The sequence below is a fragment of the Pseudoalteromonas sp. MMG022 genome (genome assembly GCF_021654245.1).
Classification (GTDB): Bacteria; Pseudomonadota; Gammaproteobacteria; order Enterobacterales; family Alteromonadaceae; genus Pseudoalteromonas; species Pseudoalteromonas amylolytica.
Genome location: NZ_JAKFZQ010000001.1, coordinates 337,268 through 354,227 on the forward strand (window position 1 = coordinate 337,268; position 16,960 = coordinate 354,227).

Genomic DNA, 16,960 nt, shown 5'->3' on the forward strand with positions numbered 1-16,960 from the left:
TATTTGCTCATCTATTCACAAAATATAGATATAAATGACCATTCATGGTGATTTAGGAGCACATTTATTCACGATTTTTTTTCTGGTCGGTCCAGAGTAAAGTGCCAATCGCGGGTAATAACAGTACTGCGCCGAGCATATTTACCAAAAACATGAACGTTAGCAGGATACCCATGTCAACTTGGAACTTAAGCGCGGAGAAGATCCAGGTACTCACACCTATGGCCAAAGTGATACCGGTGAACAAAACTGCGCTACCGCGTTCCGCTAATGCGTTACGATAAGCAATCGCCAGTGGTATACCTTGCTTCAACTGCCCCATCATTGATGACAAAATATAAATGCCGTAGTCAACACCAATACCCACACCAAGCGCTATCACAGGTAATGTAGATACCGTCAGGCCTATTTCCAATTTAACCATCAATGCCTGCGCCAACGTTGACACGATGTACAATGGCAAGACGACGGCAATCGTGGCTTTTACACTTCTAAAGCTTAACAAGCATAAAATAATGACTGCACCGTACACATAAATCATCATAGGCAATTGCGCCGCAGAGACAGATTCATTGGTTGCAGCCATCACGCCAATTGGCCCTGATGCCAGTTTGAATTTTACATTGTCTGTGTTTTCTTCTGTTGCAAATAACTTAATGTTAGAGATTACATGATCTATCGTTTCGGCTTTGTGATCATCCATAAAGATGATAATCGGCATGACAGAGCAGTCACCATTGAGTAATCCTGTGCTGGTCTCAACACGCGACGTTGCTTGCACCAAAGAGGCACTATTTCTAGGTAACATTTGCCACTTTTGGTTACCTTCGTTGTAACCCGCATTGACAGCTTGAGCTACTGAACTTAGCGATACTGCCGATTGCACGCCTGACAAGTTTTCCACGCGCCACTGAAAACGACTGATGCGCTCCATCGTGTCATGCTCGGTACATGCCGCTGGGTAGGCCTCGACAATCACTTTTAATATATCTGACGAAATTGCGTAACGATCCGAGATCAAAAAGGTATCTTGGTTATAGCGCGCATCCTGATGTAACGCTGGCGCTCCAGCATGTAAATCACCTATACGCATATTTTGAGAATACCAATAACCAACCGCAAACAGCACAGCAGAGACCAGTAATATCACACGTGCCCACTTTTTGTCTGTAGTACACACCAGCGCTTCTCGTAACTTCGTAAATACCGCGTGAGAAGTAGAGTTGCCATCATCTAAGCGCTTGATTTTGCTGGAGCTCACGTAAGAGGCTAAAATTGGTAATAGCAATAAGTTAGTGAAGATAATCACCGCTACACCTAAACTGGCAGTAATTGCAAGCTCTCTGATAATGCCAATATCTATGGCGAGCAGCGTTAAAAAGCCAACTGTGTCAGACAACAAAGCGATACCACCTGGGATCAACAGCGCTTTGAAACTTGCTTCAGCCGCAACTTTGCTTGAAACGCCCTCTGCGACTTTCTTACCAATGGAGTTGATCATCTGCACGCCATGGCTCACACCAATCGCAAACACCAAAAATGGCACCAAAATCGACATTGGATCGAGCCCAAAGCCAAGACTAGCAAGTAAACCCATCTGCCAGACAACTGCAATAATAGAACAAACTATTGGCAATAATGTCAGCTTGAAGCTCTTACAAAATAGCCAAACCATCACAAATGTGAACGCTATCGCTAGTGCAAAAAACAGCACTACACCTTTGGCACCATCTGCGATATCGCCTGCCATTTTTGCAAAGCCGATGATATGAATACTGACTTTATCAGTGCTAAGCGGTTCGCGGATCTGCGACTCTAACTTTTTTGCAAACGCCAATGTGTCGAGCTTTTCTTGAGTTTGAGGGTCTATTTCCATAAGCTGCGCACTGACCATAGCACAGCTATAGTCGCTGGCTATCATGCGCCCTACTACATTGGCTTTCTCGATATTTTGTTTTACAACTGCAAGGCCTTGCTCTGTTGCTGAAAAATTAGCAGGAATGATTGGGCCACCAGCAAATCCATCCTCAACCACTTCGACAAACCTAGCGCTGGGTGAGAAAATCGAGTTAACCAACGGGCGATTAACACCGGGAATAAAATACAATTGATCATGCACAGCTTTCAATTGTGTGAAAAAGTCTGGGTTGAAAATATCTCCATCTTTGTCACAGACAGAGATTAAAATGCTATTAGCGCCACCAAATTGCTTTTCATGTTTTAGATACAACTGCATATATTCATGCTGCAGTGGAATATTTTTATTAAAAGACGCATCTAGCTGGATCTGAGTCGCTTTATACCCTAACAGTCCCGTCAGAATAGTAAACAGAAAAACAACGGCCAGACGATGACGGAACACTACATATTCCAATTTATTTAAAACGGCTTTCATTACTTCTTAGCCTCCCAAATTTTTAGCCCTTTCTCGGTGGCTAAAACTAACTTATTCTTAAATGTAACGGCTGATAGAATGGCATGTCCGCTGCTTAACTGTGATCGTTTGACCTGCCCGTTGTCATAGCTAAACAAGAAACCGCTATTAGCAAGTAGATACAAGCTACCATTGAAGTTTACGATTGAATTAATTGTGGCTTTGACTGGCACGTCTATTTGACTAAATTCTAATTCTTCACTGTTGGCAATGAAAGCATTACCCCGTAAGCCAGCCACGACGACTTGCTCATTACCATACGGAGCCACTGAGAAAAATGATCCAGGGTAAAATTCATCTAATCTTTGCCAGCTTTTGCCCATATCTTCGCTATATGCCACCAACCCCATTTCACCAGCTAGATATAGATGTCCTTCATGAATTAGTAAACGGTTAAAATGCGGTAGGATAAACTTAGTTTCTTCTTCGTAAGCTTGAAGGTCATCCTCTTTAAGGCCTTGTAAATACTCTTTATCATCAGGGTGAACAAAATCATCGATGAAACGCTTTTTCCAGCTCTGGCCACCATCGTTGGTTTGATAAAACATGCCATACGCACCAATTGCAAACCCCGTGTTTGCATCAACAAACTCTATATCTAAACAAGGTTTTTGTTGCTGTGGTAAATATTGTTGGATTTGCCAAGTTTGGCCATGATCACTGCTAAACAAAATACTGCTATCGTGGCCACATGCCCAAGATTTATCACTTCCTAACGATGTAACAGCTGTTAGCAGTGATTGCACAGGTACTTTGGCCTGCTGCCAAGTTTCGCCATCAGTACTGGTTACCACAGTACCGTGCTTACCTACAGCGATTAATGTGCCCTCGCTGTTCACAATATCAGTGAACAATGTTCTTTGTGGGTGTTGAACTTGTAGCGCTGGCTGAGGGGTGATTTGTGCACTGGCAACGCCACCAAACAGTATTAGCGCACTCGCTATCGTTGTTTTTAACATGCTGAAACTACTCAAATAAAGGTGACTGGTGACGAGAACTCGTCGAAAATACAGAATTGCTAGCGATCCAAAGACCGCTAGCAATAGTTGGCTGAGAACCAGATTAGCGTTTACCCTCACGGCGCAGCGCACTTTGTGTAAACTCGTTATCTTGGAATGACTGACTGAAATCGTACATCTGTTCTTCATTATCCAAACCAATCGCTAAATAGCGACGTGAATTTAGATCGTAATATACGTCTAATGTACTCCAGTGCGTAGGCACTTCGTAATAGTTAAGTCCATGCGCCATCGCAACACGATACATTTGATCGCGATTGTCATATAGGTCCGCAATGTGAATTTGCCAGCTATCTTCATCAATGTAGAAAACACGTTTTTTATAAATATGACGCGTTCCTTCTTTGAGGTTAGCTTCAACAACCCATACACGGTGTTTTTCGTACCTAACATGTTCAGGGTTAATATGGCCTGGCTTTAAAATGTCATCATACTTTAGCTTATCACTGTGCAGCTTATAGCTATTGTATGGAATATATAGCTCTTTCTTGCCTTTTAAAGTCCAGTCATAACGGTTTGGCGAACCGTTAAACATATCGAAATCATCGGTAGTACGTAAGCTGTCTGATGCTGTTCCTGGTGCATCATATGCTACGTTTGGTGCTCGACGAACTCGGCGCTGTCCAGTGTTGTAAGTCCAGGCTTGGCGTGGAGTCAGGATTTGGTCCATCGTCTCATGAACAAGCAATGCAGTACCCGCCAATCGTGCAGGTTCTGTTACTTTTTGCTTGAACTTAAACAGTACGTTCGACTCTTTGAGCTCTTCAGGTGTCGCGTCCGTCGCTGAGTACTTAACCAATAACTTCTCATCAAAGCCGATCAAGTTATATGCACCAGATTCAGTTGGCATTGCTTGGCCACCAAAGCGCGCGATAGAAAGGCCACGATAGCGTAACAAGTGGTTCCAGATAGCTTCTAAACCGTCTTTTGGAACCGGAAACGGAATACCAATTGCGGTATTTTTGATTCCATTACCACCTTCGATAAGCTCCGCTGTAGAAGCATATTTCTTAGTTGCGTCATAAACAAACTGTGGGTATGAGGCACTACGGCGAGTTGGGTAGATGTTCATCTTGAACGTATCTGGATACGTTTCAAACATCGCTATTTGCCCTGGGCTTAAAAATTCTTTGTATTTATCTACATTTGACTTATCAATTGTGAAAAGAATTTTATCATCCGCGAACGGATCTGGGTGGTGCATACCTGGTTTGTAGTTCGCTGGCGGCTTTGTAATACCACCGTCCCATGCAGGGATAGAACCATCTTTATTACCTGCTTTTTCAGCACCAATTGGCGTTAAATCAACGCCTAAACGTGCTACTTGTTCAGCCGACATTTTCGCCATCGCGCCTGTTGTCGATAGCATTGTTATCATTGTTGCGGCAATGAGTGTAGGTTTTCTAAACATACTGAAAGCCCTTAAATTGAATACTTGATGTTAAAAGAGACAAAATCACGATCTGCGAATGTATTAGTGGCACCACCACCCCAGAACGTGTTGTAGCCTACGTCAAACGACCACGCATTTTGATAGTTGAAATTCAAAGTCACACCTAACGATTTACGATCCTCGATAAATAGGAACATAGGATCAGGTGTAATACCGTTTACATCGTGCGAGAAAACAACTCTCGGTGAGAAGTTAACACCCGAAAACAAGTTGTTGTACTCCGCTTTAGCGATTAGTCGATAGCCCCACGCTGATGAAGTTGGGAATGGATTGACCTCAGGCCCGTTTGATACAGCTTGGTGCAATAAATCATAATCCTTGCCGGAAATACCTTCTATCGTGCCGCTTCGACCCGTACCTGAGACGTTTAAGCGGAGCTGATCATAAGTAGGCATCTCTTTGATAGTTACAGCACCCACTTCACCAACAACTGCCCAGCTATCTGCACCAAGTGATGGACCAAATAGATGAGTCGCTGTAAATTGGCCCTGTAAGGTATCTCTTAAAATATACCCTTGCGCCACTTCACCTGCGCCTACATACGCAACTGTATCGCCTTCACTCAATTGAGATAAGCCAGCGAAATCGTCACGGCGTCCCGCTGCAGCTAACTGTTCAACCATACCGGCGTATAGCAACTCTACGTCATCGATTTGAAGAGGTTCATCTTTACGAAATGCAAATTCGCCAGAAAATGCCGTTTCGCCTATCGCGGTATTGAAGCTTAAACCATAAAGTTTGATGTCTTCTGGATAAACAATTTGTGCTTGCGTGAAGGCATTCAGATTGGTGATGTTATCTTCAGTAATTGTATTAGATGCGATATAAGCCAAATCTTGAGCAACACCTGCATTGGTAAAATCTGAGGCCTTACCAGAGATGAGTGGTCTGCGGCTATGATAATTGATGTAATACAATGCGAATTCAGTGTCGTTTAGCTCCGGAGAGTAAATACCTAAGCGCAAGCCATACTGTCCGCCATCTTCTGGCTCAGTTATACCCGCTTCACCTTTCCCCTTGAGGGCCACTTTTGTAGGATACGCCAAATACATCTGTGCTAGTAGCTTTTGTGCTGATTGACTCGTTGTCACACCTTCTTGAGTCACATCTAGACCCTGTGCAGTCAGTGCGCCTAACCAAGTTGTTTGTAAGGCGTTAAGAGAGTCTGTTAAATGCTGCAAGTCTATATCAGGGTTAGACGTAAAACCTAACTGAACGTTTTGAGAAAATCCGTTCGCAGATGCGAAATCGTTGGTAGAAAAATAGCTTCCCGTCGCAGGCAGCCGTGTTTCATGCCAATCGTACTGGTAAAAACCTTCCAACGTAATATTTTCTGTGATGCCCAATGAGGCCCAAAGCATACCCACAGGGATAAATGCTTCTTTAACTTCTGAACCTGGCGCTTTTAAGCGATCAATATCCACTGGGTTTACGTTGATACCATGACTAATTAAGGTACTTTCACCCCAGTTTACTACCTGCTGACCTAAACGAACAGATAAAGGGTTCTTACCATCATTTAGATCAAAGTCAGCCCATACAAACGCGTCTAGTAAACGGAAGTCTGAACAAACTTGCTCTTTTGTTTCATCAAAAGCGCATGGGTCAACTTTTGCACCTGACACAGGGTTGCTGTACGCAAAATCGCCGTCTTCCATCGCAAAGTCATAGAAATACATGAAGCGCGAGAAGAAACCATAGTTATCTTTACTAATCGCTAAGTCGTGTGTTCCTTTAACAAGTTGCGAAAAGGTCTCGCCTGAATCAAAATTTAAATTACCTGCGTCACCATTATTTGAATAAGCACCAGGGTTAGCCCAAACTTCACTTGAGCTATAGATGGTGTTCCCAGTCAAAGCGTTATAGCCAGACCAATCAAATCGAGGGTGATTGCTCTTACCTATGTATTGAAAATCTCTATCTTCTACACGAATACTCTGTCCGTAAGAAAATGTTGAATCAAACGTGATGTCAAAATCACCGACTTGAAAGCTTGCAGCAAGTAAAGGTGCACTGCTCATAGACAAAGCAGCTGCACTAAGACCGAGCATGATTTTGTTTTTCACAAAAAGCGATCTTTTTATCATTATTTCTCCCCCTTCTGGCGGGTATTTTTTAATCAAGTTGTTGTTTTTTGTTGTCGTAACGATAGAAGCGAATTATAAAAATTACAAATGGAACGCGTTCAATCGGTGCTTATTTAGCGTTTAGGGCGCTATTTTACTCTTGGTAAGACGTCCTACCAGATAATTTATAACACGTAATTTAAGTTTATAACAAACCCATTTAACAAAAATACAATATGACAGTGTTAAATTTTCGGATTAAGCAATTTTTTCAAGTGAAACAAAGCCATTTTGGCCATCTAGACATAATCTAAACCGTCCTCTAATACCTAACGATGAAACAAACTTACGAATATGGACCGCAGGAAAGCGGATTGTTTTTCCGCCATCCTCGACTACTTGAAGATATTTATAATGCCCTTTGTAATATTCCATACATTCGTCATATGTCAGATACATTGAAAAAAAATACTCTTGCATTTTTAAGTTTAGCTCAACGCTTTCTCTACTTTTTCATATAAGTCATCACTTAAATCACTCATGGCAGCAAGACGTTGCAATTGAGATTTCATTAGTTGCTGACGTTTCGCATCAAATCGCTTCCATGACATAAATGGCGTTATCATACGTGATGCATTTTGCGGATTAATCGCATTGAGCTCTACTAACAGATCTCCCAATAGTTCGTAGCCCTTACCATCTACCCGGTGAAACTGTTCAGGGTTGTTTCTTGCGAAACTACCAACTAAGGCCCTCACCCTATTAGGGTTTCCTTTGTCAAAACATGGATGTGAGTATAAATCATAAATATGCTTAATCGCATCATCACCTTTTTGAGTCGCTTGCAACGCAAACCACTTGTCCATGACTAACAAATCATGACGCCAACACGAGTCAAACTCATTCATTGCAGCGGAAGAAGATGCCAACTGTGCACTAAGTGAAGCCTTCAAAGCTCCCAATATCAATGTCATATTGTCTGACGTTCTTTGCGATTCAAGCCATTCATGTACTTGTTCATCCGCACATTTTGCCAGATAGTACAGACAAGTGTTTTTCAAGGCGCGAGCTGATACAGCTTCGTGATCCAGTTCGCCATTTTCTACACATGCTGTGAATGTATCTTTTAACGTACTACGAAGGCCGCTGGCGATAGCCAGTTCAAATTCAGCGATACTCTCATTTAACGCTTCGACTGGCACTTGCTCAAATGCTGTTGCTAAAGTATCAAAGCTAGGTACTCTGATCAGCTCTGCCAAAAGTGCTAAGTCGCCCTTACGCTCACTTAATAGCTTATCGAACGTTTCAATTAATGCGTGAGAAAGCCTGATCGGCTGACCTTGTTCAAATTGTGTAACAGCTTCCCTCATTTGCAATGTAAACGCTTGTTGTGCTGCCTCCCACCTAGCATAATCACTGCTTGCGTGTGCAATAATGTGAATGAGCTCTCCAAGTTGGTAATCATAATTGACAATAACGGGTGCAGAGAAGTCTTCAAGCAATACAGCCACTGGGCATTCCTTGATTTGCTCAAAAGTGATCGTTTGTTCCTTTTCAGTTAAATTAATAACCTTCGAGATGCGCTCACCATTGACAATAAGTGGCAATGCTTGCCCTTCTTTGTCCAACAGCTCAATCGCAAAAGGAATATGCAATGGGCTTTGTATCGGATCATGTTTGGCATTTTGCTGAGTGATAGTACACACATATTGGCTAAGTTCTGCGTCAAATGATGTGACAACTTTCAAGCTAGGCGTGCCAACTTGTTCGTACCACAGTTTAAACTGAGTTAAGTCAATTTTGCTGGCATCCTGCATCGCTGCTACAAAGTCATCGCAAGTAACCGCCTGACCGTCATGGCGCTCAAAATAAAGCTGCATACCTTTTTGGAAATTTTGCTCACCTAACAAGGTATGCATCATGCGGATAACTTCCGCACCTTTGTTATACACCGTAACTGTATAAAAGTTATTCATTTCAATAACTTTATTGGGTCTTATTGGGTGCGCCATGGGACCTGCATCTTCTGCAAATTGGTGCATTCTCATTGCCATTACCGCATCGATTCGGTTCAGACCTCGAGATCCAAGATCGCTGCTGAATTCTTGGTCTCTGAATACGGTTAGCCCCTCTTTTAATGAAAGCTGGAACCAATCTCGACAAGTGACACGATTACCTGTCCAGTTATGAAAGTACTCATGGCCAACGATAGACTCTATGGTGTGATAATCTCTGTCAGTGGCCGTTTGCTGATTTGCAAGCACACACGCACTGTTGAATACATTTAACCCCTTATTTTCCATCGCTCCCATATTGAAGAAGTCAACTGCGACTATCATATAGATATCAAGATCATACTCTAGGTTAAACCGCTCCTCATCCCACTTCATAGCATTCTTTAGCGATGCCATTGCATGAGGTGCCTTTGCTAGGTTGCCCTTATCCACAAACAGCACCAACTCAACTTTACGGCCTGAGCGGGTAATGAATTCATCCTTCAACTCGTCAAAGTCACCAGCTACAAGCGCAAATAAGTAACTAGGTTTTTTGAATGGGTCATGCCAAGTTGTGTAATGACGTCCCCCTTCCAGCGTGCCCTGCGCAACCTTATTGCCATTAGACAATAGTGATGGCATCGACTGTTCACCGATTACGGTCACTGTATATACGGTCAATACATCCGGACGGTCTAGAAAATAGGTGATTTTGCGAAACCCTTCTGCCTCACATTGCGTACAATACGCCCCACCTGATAAATAAAGCCCTTCTAAAGCGGTATTTGTCTGAGGTGAGATTTCTGTCACTATTTCTAACTCAAACTCATTTGGCAAACTATTCAGTGTGAGCGTAGTGCTCGTAGAATGATAGTCATCAAATGCTTTGTCATTAACTTTAAGAGAAACAAGTTTAAGATCAACACCATCTAGTGTAAGGCTGTCGTGTGCTTCTAGCGCGAGATATTTCGCTCTCGCCGTTACTATAGTTTGTGTTGGGTGTAGGTCAAAAGTAAGCTCTAATTGTTCGACCTGATGGCTAGGTGCTTTGTAGTCTTTTAGAAACTTAGCTTGAGGTTTGGTTTGCATAATATGTCCTCAAAAAAAAGCCCCGAGCTAACGGGGCGGCATGATTAAGCGCTCTGCTCTGTTTGTTTTGGCTTTATGCGTAATATTTTAATACCAAGGTACGCATAAATGACCGCCAGCAAAGGATTTATTAAATTAAAGAATGCATATATTGCATAGTCAAATGGATTGATCAATAAAACACTTTGCATATATGCACCACAGGTATTCCATGGGATCAGCGGGCTTGTGATGGTGCCGCCATCTTCTAAAGTGCGTGATAAGTTAACTGGTTTCAAACCGCGTTTTTCATATTCTTCTTTAAACATACGGCCAGGAACAACAATCGCAATGTACTGATCAGCTGCGATGACGTTTGTGCCGATACACGTTGCAACTGTTGAAGCAATCAATGACCCCGTGCTTTTGGCAACTTTTAAAATACTACGTACAAAAATCTCCAGTAGGCCTGTTTTCTCCATAATGGCACCAAACATTAATGCAGTCATAACCAACCAGGTCGTAGTTAACATGCTAGACATACCACCACCACTGAGTAGGTCGTCCATTTTGGTGTCACCTGTCGAGACAGTAAAGCCTTGATAAAATGTTGCCCAAACGAGCTTGAAGTAGCCAACCAACTCGCCTTGCGATGCATCAATTTGGCTTAGAATAAGATCTCCTTGAAATAGCATCGCCCATACCGCACCAACGACTGCCCCGATTGAAATCGCTGGAAATGCAGGCATTTTTTTAAAAGCCAGCCCAAGTAGTACCAATAGAGGAACTAACATTACTGGGTTAATATTAAAGTTGCCTTGTAAAATATCAACTATCTCTTCAATTCGACCTATATCGCTATTTACATCTGCACTGAAGCCCATAAAAGTAAATATGATCAACGCGATAACAAAGCTAGGTACTGTGGTCCAAAGCATGTGTTGGATATGTTCGAATAGATCACTGCCAGCGACCGCTGGGGCAAGGTTAGTTGTTTCAGAGAGTGGACTTAATTTATCACCAAAATACGCACCAGAAATAACAGCCCCAGCTGTTACGACCTGATCAAGTCCTAGACCCGTTGCAACTCCGAGCAATGCTACACCAATGGTTGCAGCTGTGGTCCAAGAACTACCAATGCTCATTGCTACAATGCCACAGATAAGGCAACTAGCGGCATAAAACCAACTCGGGTTGATGATTTGTAAGCCATAGTAGATAAGCGTTGGTACAGTTCCTGATAACAGCCATGTGCCAATCAAGGCCCCTACCATAAGTAAGATCAAAATTGCCCCCAATGATAGCGTGATCCCTTTTATCATCGCCTCTTCTAGGGTTTTCCATGTATAACCATTTTTCAAGCCGATTAAAGCCGCAGTAAAAGTTGCGAATAGTAGCGCTATCTGGTTAGGTCCAGATGAAGAATTGTCACCATACAGATAAACAGCGGCACCAAGTAAACAGACTAAAACTGAGATGGGTAAAAACGCGTCAAAAAATGAGGGTTGTTTAGGTTGCTTCAAACTGAACTCTCCTATGCATGAGACTCATGCTTATTATTATTTTACGCACAACCTTAGGTCGTGATAATTACTATTAGTTGTTATTCATATATTAACTGGCGTGAATCATAGCAAATTCATCAGCGAAGTCGTAACAAAAAAGGCGCCTAAGCGCCTTTTAACTTCATGTTGGACAATACTTATACATCATTCTTAGCTAAACGGCCAAAGGAAATCAGGTCTTGAGTTATCAATGCTGCTTCCTCTAAATAGGGGTCGAGCTCCGAGATCACCTCTGGTAAGTCATCCAGTTTTTCAACCTGCTCTAAACCCAGCCTTTTCAATCGTTCATTGTTACGGACCAAAGAACGTTGCTCTGCCTCATCTCTCTCTTTTAAACGTTCAGCCTCGACCAAAGAAATCTTCTTTTCTTCTTTTTGCTCGTTATAGCGAGCTATATCATCATAAACATATTTAAACTCAGGCTCACTTTTTACCCGTGCAACGTGTTTAGACTGAATGTACTCAACTACAGGCTGTAAGTTATCCAATGTATTATATCGTGCCTGTTTGATACTGTCCCAAGGTAAAGCATTGTCCTCTTGGCTTTCTCCCCACTCCTCAGGGTCAATCGCTGAAGGTAACAGAATGTCCGGCACTACGCCTTTGTTTTGTGTGCTTCCACCATTTATTCGATAAAACTTAGCAATGGTGTAAGTTACACTGCCTAGCGCATTACTGAACAAATCATAATTTTTAGCTAACCCACGATGTTGCTGAACAGTTCCTTTGCCAAAAGTCTGTTCACCGATTACTACACCTCGTCCATAGTCTTGAATAGCCGCAGCAAAAATCTCTGACGCTGAGGCACTGTATCTATCTACCAATACAGTCATAGGACCATCGTAAAATGTAATGCCATCTCGGTCTTTTTGTTCCTCAACTCGGTTGTAAGCCGTGTGTATTTGAACAACTGGCCCCTGATCAATAAATAAACCTGTTAACTGAGTTGCTTCATACAATGAACCACCACCATTTTGGCGTAAATCAATGACAATGCCATCTACGTTTTGCTCTTTTAGTTTAGTGAGCTCTACTTTCACATCTTTAGATAGGTTATTGTAAAAGCTTGGAATTTCAATCACACCTATTTTACTGGTCAAGTCTGAGTATTTAGCCTCAAATATCTCTGATTTAGCTGCTCTATCTTCTAGACGAATCTTGTCACGAACTATTTCAACAACTTTGGGTGTGCCATGCGTGTCTGAACCTTTAAGGTATTGCAGTCTAACTTTTGTCCCTTTTGGTCCTTTGATAAGGTCAACCACATCATCAAGGCGCCAACCAATCACATCGACGAACTCTTCTTGGTCTTGGGCTACACCGACAATACGGTCATCCGGTTTGATTTTTTCAGATTTATCCGCTGGGCCGCCAGGAACTAAGGAGCGAATAACTGTGTAGTCTTCGTCATAACCAAGTACCGCTCCTATTCCTTCAAGTTCCAGATCCATATCCATCTTGAACTGTTCTGCACGACGTGGAGATAGATAAGATGTGTGAGCTTCAACGCTACGCGCGAAGGAATTCATAACCACTTGAAACACATCTTCGCTGTTGGTTTGTACTAATCGTTTCAAGGTATTGTTGTAACGCTTAGTGAGAATTTCTTTAATTTCTTTCCACTCTTTACCCGTCAGTTTTAAGCGTAGCGCATCAGATTTAACGCGTTGACGCCAATACTCGTCGAGTTCTGCTTTAGACTTAGCGAACTCAATATCTTCCCGGTCATAGAAAAATGCATCGGGTTTATCAAACTTCATTTCGCTATCGAGTAAAGAAATGGCAAACTGAAAGCGTTCAAAGCGACGCTTCATGCTCAGGTTAAATAACTCATAAGCAAAATCTAACTTGCCGCCTTTTATTGCGTCATCGAATTGCTTAGCGTATTTTTTAAACTGTTCAATGTCGCTTTGCAGGAATACTGATCGGTTATAATCTAGCGAATCTATATAACGGTCAAATATCTCTTCCGACAAAGCGTCATCAAAACTAAATCGCTTATAATGCTGTCGAGTAAAATAGTTGGTCACCCTTTTGCTTGCCGTTGTATGCTGAACTTCAGGTGCAAGCACCGGAATATCCTTCTCAGTGACGGTATTTGACGCTGCAAATGTAGCTCCAGATAATAACGCGGCGATAACAGAAATGAGAGTCAACTTTTTACTCATACGCACAACTCCTTAAACGATGTATAGGCTATCTGCTTTAGTTTTAACTTGCATGCCTGTTACTAATTCAACATGAACTTCATCTTTGTTCACTTCAGTAATAGTTGCATTAACAAGTGCTTGGCCTAACTTAACTTTTACTTTGTTATTAACCTTGACCTCATTAGCTGGCAATGGTTCAACTTTTCCTGAACTACGTTTTGCTTGTTGCGGTGCTGGCTTCTTGTTAACTCTAGCGTTTTTGTCACCCGAGCGAGGATGCGCTGGACCTTTCTTTTTGTAAGATTTTGTTTCACCATCCTGACGAGGACGTTGTGGTTTCTTGCGTTTAGCCATTTTAGCACGGCTTTCTTCAAGCGCTTTTTGAGCATGTTCAATATGCTCCTGCTCTACTTTTTCAGCATCGTTTCCATCAAGGTCGATACGAAATTCGTATTTGGTCACGGCTTCGAGATAACGCCAGTTCGAAGTATATTTACGCAGTGCTTGGCGTACCTGAGTTTTGCTCACTTTGTCTGAGCCCTCAATGCGCTCAGCGATATCTTTAAAGATACCAACCTTAAGTGGCTTTATGCCGTCTTTTTGTTTAAAACACTGAGGGAATTCTGAATATAGAAAATCCAGTACCTCATTAATATCTTTTAGCTTGTTTGTGGTTTCCATTTTTGAACCTATTTATGACATCTGTTCATCTAACGATGATTGGATATAGTGTGTTACCCAGTCTGTTAACTCTTCAAACTCAGCTTCTAATAAAGCCAAATCACCACGAAGATGTTCCCATATACCGTTTATCAAATTATCGATGATTTCACATTCGAGATCATCTGGTATTTGTTGCCAAGCAAAATGAATGAGCTCATTCAATGTCTCAGCAACATGTTCCTCTTCACCTTCCCAGTCTCCCACGTCGGCGTTAGAAAATAAGTAATCTTGTACGTTCAGTAGATCTTTCACGATAGCGTCAACTCAAAGCAACGAACCAAAGCTTGTAATCCATCCCTATCCGCTTCATCAAAACGCGCTAAGCTCGGGCTATCAATATCCAAAACGGCGAACACTTCACCGTTTTTGAATACTGGGATGACAATTTCCGAATTTGACGCTGCATCACATGCTATATGGCCATCGAACGCGTGCACATCCTCAACCAGTTGAGTCTCTTTGGCATGGGCTGCAGTGCCGCAGACGCCTTTACCTACAGGAATGCGGATACACGCTGGGTTCCCCTGAAAAGGGCCTAAAACCAACTCATCAGGACTATCAACGAGATAAAATCCAGCCCAGTTAATGTCTTCTAATGAAGTAAATAACAAGGCACTAAGATTAGCCATATTCGCGATAACATTTCTTTCACCGCTGATGAGCGCCTGTGCTTGTTTTACGAGTGACTGGTAAAAATCTTGCTTCTGCATTTAATAAATCACGGTTACAACATACAAAAGTCTAAGGTACTCTTTCGGGCAATTAAATGAAACCTTTTCTGGAGAAAAAGTATTAAATATCCGTAAATATAGTGCTACTTGGCTAAATATAGAGCAAGTGATTATGCAAAACGTCTTAGGCCATACAAAAACAGCCCTGCAGCCATAGTTGCCATGACTGAGTTAATGACAAACCCCGCGCCATTCTGGGCCGCAAATAGATAGCTACAAATAGCACCTCCAAGCATCCCCAATGTTAATATTGCACTATAGTGAACCTTGTTAATTCTGTAGAGTAACAAATAGCCAGGCACTACAAACAAAGCCATGGATAGCCCAACGACATGAGCGTTTACAATCGCACCAGTGAGTAAGCTTAAAAAAATGCTTAATCCTCCTTGGTTTGAAATTGTGAAGTACAAGCCCAGCACACAGCCAGTAAACAGCGGCGATAAGAATGAAAGTGCGACACTTTTAGCGAGTTGTTGTTTCATATTGAAGATAGCCTTAAGTCATACATCACATTTGAGCTTGACGCATATGTACATATCTACAAGTGGACTTTGGTCTAATTTAGCGAACAGCAAGCAATAAAAAAGCCGCTGACTAATCAGCGGCTTGCTATTCATAAGAATAGTGGCGGAGAGATAGGGATTTGAACCCTAGATACGCTATTAACGTATGCCGGTTTTCAAGACCGGTGCTTTCAACCACTCAGCCATCTCTCCAAAAGCGGGTATATAGCAATGTTGCTATATACAAAAATTTAGTGGCGGAGAGATAGGGATTTGAACCCTAGATACGCTATTAACGTATGCCGGTTTTCAAGACCGGTGCTTTCAACCGCTCAGCCATCTCTCCGCAGCGGGGCGAATAATAGGGAATACTGTCGCCAATGTGAAGCTTTTTTTTCATAAAAACGTTTAAGTGCTCAAAAAACCTCACATTTGTTCAAATGTAGAACAACTCTATAGTGCAAACGGAACTTTTCTAGATTTCTGCACTCTATTTGATCGACAATGTTTGCCGAACCATATAACTCTTGGTAATCTTAATCCAGTTTATTTATTGGAACATTTGTTCATTAAGGAGTTTAACCATGGCGTTCAATCACTCGTACGATACCGCTAAGCCGGTAATGTCGACCATTGAAACTAACAAGGTACTAAAGAACACATATTTTCTGCTTGCAATGACACTAGCATTTAGTGCAGTTACGGCAGGGATATCAATGACAATGGCGTTACCGCGCTTCACAGGGCTTGTTTGTTCTCTAATTGGTCTTGGCTTAATTTTCGTTATTCATAAGAAAGCTAATTCATCATCTGCAATTGGTTTAGTGTTTTTGTTCACCGGTATCATGGGCTTTGGCTTAGGGCCACTACTTAACCACTACGCTGCTATGCCAAACGGTGGAATGTTAATTACACAAGCGTTAGGCTCAACCGCGTTGATCTTCTTTGGCTTATCAGCATACGCTTTAACAACGAAAAAAGACTTCTCATTTATGGGCGGCTTTTTGACGGTTGGTTTAATCGTGGTTGTGATTTCAAGCTTAGTTAACTTGTTTATCGGTAGCAGTGTAGCTTTCATGGCATTAAACGCAGCAATCGTACTATTGATGTCAGGTTTCATTCTTTACGATACAAGCCGTATCGTAAATGGTGGTGAAACCAACTATGTACTAGCTACGGTTGGCTTATACCTAAATATCTACAACCTATTCACTTCACTACTTGCTCTTTTAGGTGCAAGTGATGACTAACCAG

13 protein-coding genes and 2 tRNA genes are annotated in these 16,960 nt (G+C 42.1%); 1 reads left to right on the top strand and 14 read right to left on the bottom strand.

Annotated features, from left to right (window positions below; genetic code table 11):
- Window positions 1–64 precede the first annotated feature (64 nt).
- The 14 genes from L1070_RS01285 to L1070_RS01350 all read right to left on the bottom strand — a co-directional run bounded on the left by L1070_RS01285 (window position 65) and on the right by L1070_RS01350 (window position 16,052).
- Window positions 65–2,395 carry an MMPL family transporter gene (locus L1070_RS01285; protein WP_070985269.1) on the bottom strand — a complete coding sequence of 777 codons (2,331 nt, stop codon included), beginning with the start codon at window positions 2,393–2,395 and terminating at the stop codon, window positions 65–67.
- A complete protein-coding gene (locus L1070_RS01290; protein ID WP_237124172.1) occupies window positions 2,395–3,393 on the bottom strand; it encodes a YCF48-related protein in 999 nt (332 codons plus the stop codon). Before L1070_RS01290 ends, L1070_RS01285 begins: the two co-directional genes overlap by 1 nt.
- A 103-nt stretch (window positions 3,394–3,496) precedes the next feature.
- A complete protein-coding gene (locus L1070_RS01295) occupies window positions 3,497–4,864 on the bottom strand; it encodes a DUF1329 domain-containing protein (RefSeq protein ID WP_237124173.1) in 1,368 nt (455 codons plus the stop codon).
- 11 nt (window positions 4,865–4,875) lie between these two features.
- On the bottom strand, window positions 4,876–6,993 hold the full coding sequence (locus L1070_RS01300) for a DUF1302 domain-containing protein (RefSeq protein WP_237124174.1): 2,118 nt from the start codon (window positions 6,991–6,993) through the stop codon (window positions 4,876–4,878).
- Between the two features lie 237 nt (window positions 6,994–7,230).
- Entirely contained in the window at window positions 7,231–7,452 is a 222-nt protein-coding gene (locus tag L1070_RS01305; protein WP_083330491.1) for a DUF2835 domain-containing protein, read from the bottom strand.
- Window positions 7,453–7,460: 8 nt separating this feature from the next.
- Window positions 7,461–10,055 carry an aminopeptidase N gene (gene pepN / locus L1070_RS01310; RefSeq protein WP_237124175.1) on the bottom strand — a complete coding sequence of 865 codons (2,595 nt, stop codon included), beginning with the start codon at window positions 10,053–10,055 and terminating at the stop codon, window positions 7,461–7,463.
- A gap of 44 nt (window positions 10,056–10,099) precedes the next feature.
- Window positions 10,100–11,557, bottom strand: a complete 1,458-nt coding sequence (gene nhaC, locus L1070_RS01315; protein WP_237124176.1) for a Na+/H+ antiporter NhaC — start codon at window positions 11,555–11,557, stop codon at window positions 10,100–10,102.
- A gap of 179 nt (window positions 11,558–11,736) precedes the next feature.
- The gene (gene prc, locus L1070_RS01320; RefSeq protein ID WP_237124177.1) at window positions 11,737–13,767 is read right to left on the bottom strand and encodes a carboxy terminal-processing peptidase; all 2,031 of its coding nucleotides are present in this window, start codon (window positions 13,765–13,767) and stop codon (window positions 11,737–11,739) included.
- Window positions 13,768–13,779: 12 nt separating this feature from the next.
- Entirely contained in the window at window positions 13,780–14,430 is a 651-nt protein-coding gene (proQ, locus tag L1070_RS01325; RefSeq protein WP_070985255.1) for an RNA chaperone ProQ, read from the bottom strand.
- A 12-nt stretch (window positions 14,431–14,442) separates the two neighbouring features.
- A complete protein-coding gene (locus L1070_RS01330) occupies window positions 14,443–14,724 on the bottom strand; it encodes a hypothetical protein (RefSeq protein WP_070985253.1) in 282 nt (93 codons plus the stop codon).
- Window positions 14,721–15,182: a GAF domain-containing protein gene (locus tag L1070_RS01335; protein ID WP_070985251.1), complete on the bottom strand. Its 462-nt coding sequence runs from the start codon at window positions 15,180–15,182 to the stop codon at window positions 14,721–14,723. The genes L1070_RS01330 and L1070_RS01335 overlap by 4 nt, the downstream gene beginning before the upstream one ends.
- A gap of 131 nt (window positions 15,183–15,313) precedes the next feature.
- Window positions 15,314–15,685 carry a hypothetical protein gene (locus L1070_RS01340; protein WP_237124178.1) on the bottom strand — a complete coding sequence of 124 codons (372 nt, stop codon included), beginning with the start codon at window positions 15,683–15,685 and terminating at the stop codon, window positions 15,314–15,316.
- Window positions 15,686–15,828: 143 nt separating this feature from the next.
- Window positions 15,829–15,919 (bottom strand) — tRNA-Ser (locus tag L1070_RS01345).
- A gap of 42 nt (window positions 15,920–15,961) precedes the next feature.
- Window positions 15,962–16,052: transfer RNA gene (locus L1070_RS01350), tRNA-Ser, on the bottom strand.
- Window positions 16,053–16,290: 238 nt separating this feature from the next.
- On the opposite strand from L1070_RS01350, the gene L1070_RS01355 reads away from it, so the two are divergent.
- Entirely contained in the window at window positions 16,291–16,956 is a 666-nt protein-coding gene (locus L1070_RS01355) for a Bax inhibitor-1/YccA family protein (RefSeq protein WP_070985247.1), read from the top strand.
- The last annotated feature ends 4 nt before the right edge of the window (window positions 16,957–16,960 follow it).

What these genes read in the sequence shown, in the direction of transcription:
- pepN (WP_237124175.1), bottom strand. Translation starts at nt 10,055, where the DNA reads ATGCAAACCAAACCTCAAGCTAAGTTTCTAAAAGACTACAAAGCACCT.
- L1070_RS01305 (WP_083330491.1), bottom strand. Translation starts at nt 7,452, where the DNA reads ATGCAAGAGTATTTTTTTTCAATGTATCTGACATATGACGAATGTATG.
- prc (WP_237124177.1), bottom strand. Translation starts at nt 13,767, where the DNA reads ATGAGTAAAAAGTTGACTCTCATTTCTGTTATCGCCGCGTTATTATCT.
- L1070_RS01355 (WP_070985247.1), top strand. Translation starts at nt 16,291, where the DNA reads ATGGCGTTCAATCACTCGTACGATACCGCTAAGCCGGTAATGTCGACC.
- proQ (WP_070985255.1), bottom strand. Translation starts at nt 14,430, where the DNA reads ATGGAAACCACAAACAAGCTAAAAGATATTAATGAGGTACTGGATTTT.
- L1070_RS01295 (WP_237124173.1), bottom strand. Translation starts at nt 4,864, where the DNA reads ATGTTTAGAAAACCTACACTCATTGCCGCAACAATGATAACAATGCTA.
- L1070_RS01300 (WP_237124174.1), bottom strand. Translation starts at nt 6,993, where the DNA reads ATGATAAAAAGATCGCTTTTTGTGAAAAACAAAATCATGCTCGGTCTT.
- L1070_RS01285 (WP_070985269.1), bottom strand. Translation starts at nt 2,395, where the DNA reads ATGAAAGCCGTTTTAAATAAATTGGAATATGTAGTGTTCCGTCATCGT.
- L1070_RS01340 (WP_237124178.1), bottom strand. Translation starts at nt 15,685, where the DNA reads ATGAAACAACAACTCGCTAAAAGTGTCGCACTTTCATTCTTATCGCCG.
- L1070_RS01290 (WP_237124172.1), bottom strand. Translation starts at nt 3,393, where the DNA reads ATGTTAAAAACAACGATAGCGAGTGCGCTAATACTGTTTGGTGGCGTT.
- L1070_RS01335 (WP_070985251.1), bottom strand. Translation starts at nt 15,182, where the DNA reads ATGCAGAAGCAAGATTTTTACCAGTCACTCGTAAAACAAGCACAGGCG.